Source organism: Variovorax sp. P4_D9 (genome assembly GCF_056401695.1).
Genome location: NZ_JBFUIU010000026.1, coordinates 22,690 through 29,481, shown reverse-complemented (window position 1 = coordinate 29,481; position 6,792 = coordinate 22,690). Strand labels below are relative to the sequence as shown.

Genomic DNA, 6,792 nt, shown 5'->3' with positions numbered 1-6,792 from the left:
ATCAGGACTCGATCAGAAAGGCGAATCCGGGTGGTAGAACGACTTCGCGTTGTCTTTGGTGATCAGCACCGAAGGAATGATCGTCGTCGCCGGCAGYTTCTCGCCCTTCAGCCGCGCCTCGGCCGTGAGCTTGATCGCGTCGTAGATGAACTTCGGCGAGTAGCTCACGTCGGCCTGGATCCGTGGGTCCTTGCCGTCCATGATGGTCTTGACCATGCCCTTGGCACCGGCGCCGCCGAACACCACCAGGATGTCGTCGCGCTTGGCCTGCTCGATCGCCTTCAGCACGCCCACCGCCATGTCGTCGTCGGCGGCCCAGATAGCGTCGATCTTCTTGAAGCGCGTCAGGTAGTCCTGCGTGACCTTGAAGGCATCGTCGCGGTTCCAATTGGCGTACTTGGCGTCGAGGAGCGTGATGCCCGGGTAGTTCTTGAGCACGCTGTTGAAGGCATCCATGCGCTCGTTGTCCAGCGTGGTGGCGATGCCGCGCAACGCGACCACATTGCCCTTGCCGTTAAGCTTCTTGGCAATGTATTCGGCGGGAATCTTGCCGAAGGCGGTGTTGTCGCCGGCCACGTAGGCGTCCTGGGCGCTGGTGTCGGTCAGGCCGCGGTCGACCACCGTGACATAGGTGCCCTTGGCCTTGACCTGGGCCACCGGCTTGGTCAGCGCGGCTGACTCGAACGGAAACACGACCAGCGCGTTGATCTTGGTCACGGTCGACAGATCCTGCAGCTGGTTGGCCTGCTCGGGCGCGTTGGCCGCGGTCTTGATCGTGATTTTCAGGTCCTTGTGCTCTTTCTCGAGGTCCTTCTTGGCCTGGTTGGCCCAGTAGTTGATGCCGCCCATGAAGCTGTGCGTCGCGGCCGGGATCGAGACGCCGAGGTTGACCGCCTCGGCGGCTGCAAGTGCCGGGAAGGCCGCGATGCTCGCGGCGGCAAGGGCGCTCAGCGCCAGGCGTCGAGTCAGTGATTTCATGCTGCTTGTCTCCTGTTGTGAAAGAAGTGGAACGGACGGGAAAGTGAAAGCGCCTAGCGCTTGCCGCGCTGCAAGAAGGCCACGACGATGATCACGATGCCCTGCACCGCGGCATTCAGGTACACGCTGATGATGCTGGTGAGGTTCAGGATGTTGCTGATGACCGAGAGCAGGATCGCGCCGATCACGGTGCCGGTGATGCTGCCCGCGCCACCCTTCAAGGCGGTGCCGCCGACGATCACCGCGGCGATCGCCTCCAGCTCCCACAGCAGGCCGGTGGTCGGCGAGGCCGAGCCGAGTCGCGGCACGTAGAGCAGGGTTGCGATGCCGACGCAGACGCCGAGCAGCACGTAGGTCAGGATCTTGACGTTGTCGACACCGACCGCCGCATAGCGCGCCACCTGCTCGTTCGAGCCGATCGCCTGCACATAGCGCCCGTAGGCGGTGCGGTTGAGGATCACGCCGCCGATCACGGCGACGACGAAGAACACCCAGACCGGCACCGGGATGCCCGCGAGGCTCGCGTAGTACACCGGCGCGTAGAGGTCCGACAGGTCGTTGTCGAGCGTCAGCGCGCCGCCGTCGGCGAAGTAGGTCAGGTAGGCGCGGAAGATGCCCAGCGTGCCGAGCGTCACGATGAAGGGTTCGATGCGCCCCTTGGTGATCAGCAGCCCGTGCGCCAGGCCGAAGGTCGCGCCGAGCACCACGGCCAGCACCGCGCCGAGCACCACCGCCAGCAGCGGCGAGCCGAGCGCCGGGCCCATCGCGTTGATGAACATGATCACGCAGCCCGCGATCAGCGCCGCCATCGAGCCAACCGACAGGTCGATGCCGCCCGAGATGATCACGAAGCACATGCCGACCGCGATGATGCCGATGAAGGCGGTGCGCGTAAGCACGTTCATGGCGTTGTCCATGGTGGCGAAATCGCCGTTCAGCAGGGTGCCCGCGATGCACAGCAGCACCAGGCCGATGACCGGTCCGAGGCCGTGCAGGCGCTCGGTCCAGCGCGGGCGGACGACCGGGCGGTGGGCGGCGTGGGCGCTAGGGAGCGGTTCCGGTGGCATGAGCGATCAGCTCCTCTTCGGTCAGGTTTTCTGCGTCGAGCGTGGTGACGAGCCGGCCGGCGCGCATCACCGCGACGCGGTGGCACAGGCCGATCAGTTCCATCAGCTCGGACGAGACGACGATCACGGCCAGCCCCTGGCGGGCCAGTCGCTGGATCAGAAAATAGATGTCGCGCTTGGCGCCGACGTCGACGCCGCGCGTAGGCTCGTCGAGCACCACCACCTTCGGCTGCGGCTGCAGCACCTTGGCCAGCGCGAGCTTCTGCTGGTTGCCGCCCGACAGCGACGAGGCACGCGCATCGAGGTCGCCGGTGCGGATGCCGTAGTCCTTGACCGCCTTGGCCAACGCCGCGCGCTCGGCGTCGGGCTTGAGCCACGGTTGCGCATAGCGTTCGAGCGCCATCAGCGTGAGGTTCTGGCGCAGGCCGAGGTTGACGTGCAGGCCCTTGCCCTTGCGGTCTTCGCTCAGGTAGGTAAGGCCGTGCCGGGCCGCCTCGCGCGGATTGCGGAAGCTGCGCACATGACCTTCGATCTCGACCGATCCGGTCGCCGGACGCAGGCCCAGCAGGCCTTCGAACAGCTCTGTGCGTCCGGCGCCGACGAGGCCCGCAAAGCCCAGGATCTCGCCCGGACGCACTTCGAAGCTCGCGTTCTGCGCCCAGCCGGGCACAACGAAGTCGCGCACCCGCATGGCCGGTGCGGTGGCTGTGACGACCACGTCGCGCGGCGGATAGAGATCGGCCAGCTCGCGCCCGACCATCAGGTTCGCCATCTGGTGGCGCGTGACCTCTGCGGTCTGCGCCCTCGCGACGAAGCGGCCATCACGCATGACGATGACTTCGTCGGTGACCTGCTCGACCTCGTCGAGCTTGTGCGAGATGTAGACGATGGTCACGCCGTCGGTGCGCAGCTGCGCGATCAGCTTGAACAGGCGCTCGGTCTCGCCGGGCGTGAGGGTGGCGGTCGGCTCGTCCATGATCAAGAGCCGCGCGTGGCGCGAGATGGCCTTGGCGATCTCGACCAGCTGCTTCTCGGCCACGATCAGCCGGCGCACCTTGGTGGTCGGATCGATGTCGAGTCCGACCTCCGCCAGCGCACTCGCCGCGTCGCGCTCCATCGCGACATCGTCAAGCAGCCAGCCCTTCTTCTTCTCGTGGCCGAGGAAGATGTTCTGCGCCACGCTCAAGTCTTCCGCCAGGTTGAACTCCTGGTGGATCAGCACGATGCCGAGCGCCTCGGCATCGCGCGAGCTGGTGAAATGCCGCGGCTCGCCATTGACCTTGAGCGTGCCACCCGTCAGCGACTCGTAGCCCGCGAGGATCTTCATCAGCGTCGACTTGCCAGCGCCGTTCTCGCCGAGCAGGCCGTAGACGCGGCCGGGCTCGAGCGAGAAGCTCACGCCGTGCAGCACCTGCACTGGGCCGAAGGCCTTCACGATGCTGTCGAATTCGACGGCGACGGACTTCTTCATGATGGCGCCACCCCGCGCACCTTCAGCGTCTCGTGCATCGCCAGCACGCCGGCCCCGATCAGCCCGGCCTGAGCGCCCAGCGGCGTGTACTGGATCTCCAGGTGCCGCGTCGACAGGGCCAGGGAACGCTGATAGACGCTCTGCCGCACCGCCGCCAGGAACAGCGGCCCGATGCGCGTAATGCCGCCGCCGATGAACACGTGCGACGGATTGAAGAAGTTGACGATCGACGCTAGCATCTGGCCGATCAGGCTGCCCGCGCGCTGAACGATCGCGTTGGCCGAGGCATCGCCCGCACGGCTGGCCTCGCCGACGTCGATCGCCTCGATGCGGCCGTTGCTGCGCAGGCACTCCGCCAGCGCGGTGCTCTCGCCGGCCTCGGCAGCCTGCAACGCCATCCGCGTGATGGCCGGGCCGGCCGCCATCGCTTCGACGCAGCCCAGGTTGCCGCAATGGCAACGCGGACCGTCCTGGTCGACGCAGATATGGCCGACGTCGCCGGCAGACCCGGCGGCGCCGCGGTACACCTCGCCATGGCAGACGATGCCGCAGCCGATGCCGGTTCCGACCTTGATGACGAGGAAGTTCGAGAGCGAGCGCCTGAGGCGCCAGAGCTCGCCGAGCGCCATCAGGTTGACGTCGTTGTCGACGAACACCGGCGCCGCATAGTCCTCGCGCAGGTAGTCGCGGATCGAGAAGCTGTCCCAGGCCGGCATCAGCGGCGGGTTCACGAGTTGCCCGATCTCGAAGTTGACCGGCCCCGGCACGCCGATGCCGATGCCGATCACCTGGCCGGCCTCGAAGCCGGCCCGCGCCAGCAATTCGCGCACCAGCACGCGCACCCGGGCCAGCACTACGCCCGGGCCTTCGCGCACGTCGGCGGCCTCCGCATGGTGGGCCAGCACGGCGAGGTCCGGGCCCAGCACGGCGACGTCGACGCTGGTGGCACCAATGTCGATGCCCACCACCACGCCCAGGCCGGCATGCAATTGAAGGTTCTCGGGTCGCCTTCCGCCCGAGGAGCGCTGCAGGCCGGCTTCGGCCAGCAGGCCCTGGTCGACCAGGCCGGCGATCAGCGCATTGGCCTTGCTCTTGGAGAAGCCGAGTTGCTCGGCCATGCCATGGCGCGAGCCGCCGGCCGACCAGAAGGTCGTCTGCAGCAGCTGCATCTCGTCCGCGGTCAATCGGCTCCAGGGGGCCAAGCGCTTGTCTCCAGTCTTGTTCTTCGTCGTCTCGCCGCGGCCGGACCGGGGCGGATCGAGCGAATACTAGAGGCGAGGCTTCAGCCGAACAAGACTTATCTTTGGCCAAATAAAGACCAAAGTTGTCGAACATGACGCCCAAGAACGCGAAAGCCGCCCGAAGGCGGCCTTGAATCGCGAGCGCCGGGGCGCTTACTTCTTTTGGCGGTACTTGCGCAGGGCGGCCAGTTGCGCCGCCATCACCGCCAGCTCCGACTGCGCCATCGCGATGTCGATGTCGGTCTTGGCGTTCTTGAGGGCTTCCTCGGCCGCGGCCTTGGCGGCGTTGGCTTTCTCGTCGTCGAGGTCCTTGCCGCGGATCGCGGTGTCGGACAGCACGGTCACGGTGGTCGGTTGCACTTCGAGAATGCCGCCGGCCACGAAGACGAATTCCTCGCCGCCGTCGGCCGTCTCGATGCGCACCGCGCCGGGGCGGATGCGCGTGATGAGCGGCGTGTGGCGCGGGTAGATGCCGAGCTCGCCGGCTTCACCGGGCAGAGCAACGAACTTGGCCTCGCCCGAGAAGATCGACTCCTCGGCGCTGACCACGTTGACGTGAATGGTGCCTGCCATGGGGATTCCTTAAGCGACCTTCTTGGCCTTTTCGAAAGCCTCATCAATGCCACCCACCATGTAGAACGCTTGTTCCGGCAGGTGGTCGGCTTCGCCGTTCACGATCATCTTGAAGCCGCGGATCGTCTCGGACAGCGGCACGTACTTGCCGGGCGAACCCGTGAACACTTCGGCCACGTGGAAGGGCTGCGACAGGAAGCGCTGGATCTTCCGGGCGCGGGCCACGGCCAGCTTGTCTTCGGGTGCCAGTTCGTCCATGCCCAGAATGGCGATGATGTCGCGCAGTTCCTTGTAACGCTGCAGAGTGCCTTGCACGGCACGGGCCACGTCGTAGTGTTCTTCACCGACGACCAGCGGGTCGAGCTGGCGCGAGGTCGAGTCCAGCGGGTCCACGGCCGGGTAGATACCAAGCGAGGCGATGTCGCGCGACAGCACCACGGTGGAGTCCAGGTGGGCGAAGGTGGTGGCGGGCGACGGGTCGGTCAAGTCGTCGGCCGGCACGTACACGGCCTGGATCGAGGTGATCGAGCCGACCTTGGTCGACGTGATCCGCTCTTGCAGACGGCCCATTTCTTCGGCCAGCGTCGGCTGGTAGCCCACGGCGGAAGGCATCCGACCCAGCAGCGCCGACACTTCGGTACCGGCCAGCGTGTAGCGGTAGATGTTGTCGACGAAGAACAGCACGTCGCGGCCTTCGTCGCGGAACGACTCGGCGATGGTCAGGCCGGTCAGGGCCACGCGCAGACGGTTGCCCGGGGGCTCGTTCATCTGGCCGTAGACCATGGCGACCTTCGACTCGCCGAGATTCTCGAGGTTTACGACGCCGGAGTCGGCCATCTCGTGATAGAAGTCGTTGCCTTCGCGGGTGCGCTCACCAACGCCGGCGAACACGGACAGACCCGAGTGCGCCTTGGCGATGTTGTTGATGAGCTCCATCATGTTCACGGTCTTGCCCACGCCGGCGCCACCGAACAGACCCACCTTGCCGCCCTTGGCGAACGGGCAGACCAGGTCGATCACCTTGATGCCGGTTTCCAGCAGGTCCTGGGAGGGCGACAGTTCGTCGTACTCGGGGGCCTTGCGGTGGATCGAAGCGGTGAGCTCCTGACCGACGTCGCCGCGCTCGTCGATCGGCCGGCCGAGCACGTCCATGATGCGACCCAGCGTCGCCTTGCCGACGGGCACCGTGATCGGTGCGCCGGTGTTGGTCACGATCAGGCCGCGACGCAGGCCGTCCGACGAGCCGAGCGCAATGGTGCGCACCACGCCGTCGCCGAGCTGCTGCTGCACCTCGAGGGTCAGGCCACCGCCTTCGTACTTCAAGGCGTCGTAGATCTTGGGCATCTTGTCGCGCGGAAACTCCACGTCGACCACGGCGCCGATACACTGAACGATCTTGCCTTGAACTGCTTCTGCTTGAGCCATGTCTGCTCCGATAAAAATTTAAATCTGTTGAGGTCCG

6 protein-coding genes are annotated in these 6,792 nt (G+C 66.2%); all 6 read right to left on the bottom strand.

Annotated features, from left to right (window positions below):
- Positions 1 to 12: 12 nt before the first annotated feature.
- Positions 13 to 978: a substrate-binding domain-containing protein gene (locus tag AC1DY5_RS05100; RefSeq protein WP_478109259.1), complete on the bottom strand. Its 966-nt coding sequence runs from the start codon at positions 976 to 978 to the stop codon at positions 13 to 15.
- A 53-nt stretch (positions 979 to 1,031) separates the two neighbouring features.
- Positions 1,032 to 2,045: an ABC transporter permease gene (locus AC1DY5_RS05095; RefSeq protein ID WP_478109257.1), complete on the bottom strand. Its 1,014-nt coding sequence runs from the start codon at positions 2,043 to 2,045 to the stop codon at positions 1,032 to 1,034.
- Entirely contained in the window at positions 2,023 to 3,516 is a 1,494-nt protein-coding gene (locus AC1DY5_RS05090) for a sugar ABC transporter ATP-binding protein (protein ID WP_478109255.1), read from the bottom strand. The genes AC1DY5_RS05095 and AC1DY5_RS05090 overlap by 23 nt, the downstream gene beginning before the upstream one ends.
- On the bottom strand, positions 3,513 to 4,685 hold the full coding sequence (locus AC1DY5_RS05085) for an ROK family protein (protein ID WP_478109263.1): 1,173 nt from the start codon (positions 4,683 to 4,685) through the stop codon (positions 3,513 to 3,515). Before AC1DY5_RS05085 ends, AC1DY5_RS05090 begins: the two co-directional genes overlap by 4 nt.
- 225 nt (positions 4,686 to 4,910) lie before the next feature.
- A complete protein-coding gene (locus AC1DY5_RS05080) occupies positions 4,911 to 5,330 on the bottom strand; it encodes a F0F1 ATP synthase subunit epsilon (protein WP_478109251.1) in 420 nt (139 codons plus the stop codon).
- 9 nt (positions 5,331 to 5,339) lie between these two features.
- Positions 5,340 to 6,755, bottom strand: a complete 1,416-nt coding sequence (gene atpD, locus AC1DY5_RS05075) for a F0F1 ATP synthase subunit beta (protein WP_478109249.1) — start codon at positions 6,753 to 6,755, stop codon at positions 5,340 to 5,342.
- Between the last annotated feature and the right edge of the window lie 37 nt (positions 6,756 to 6,792).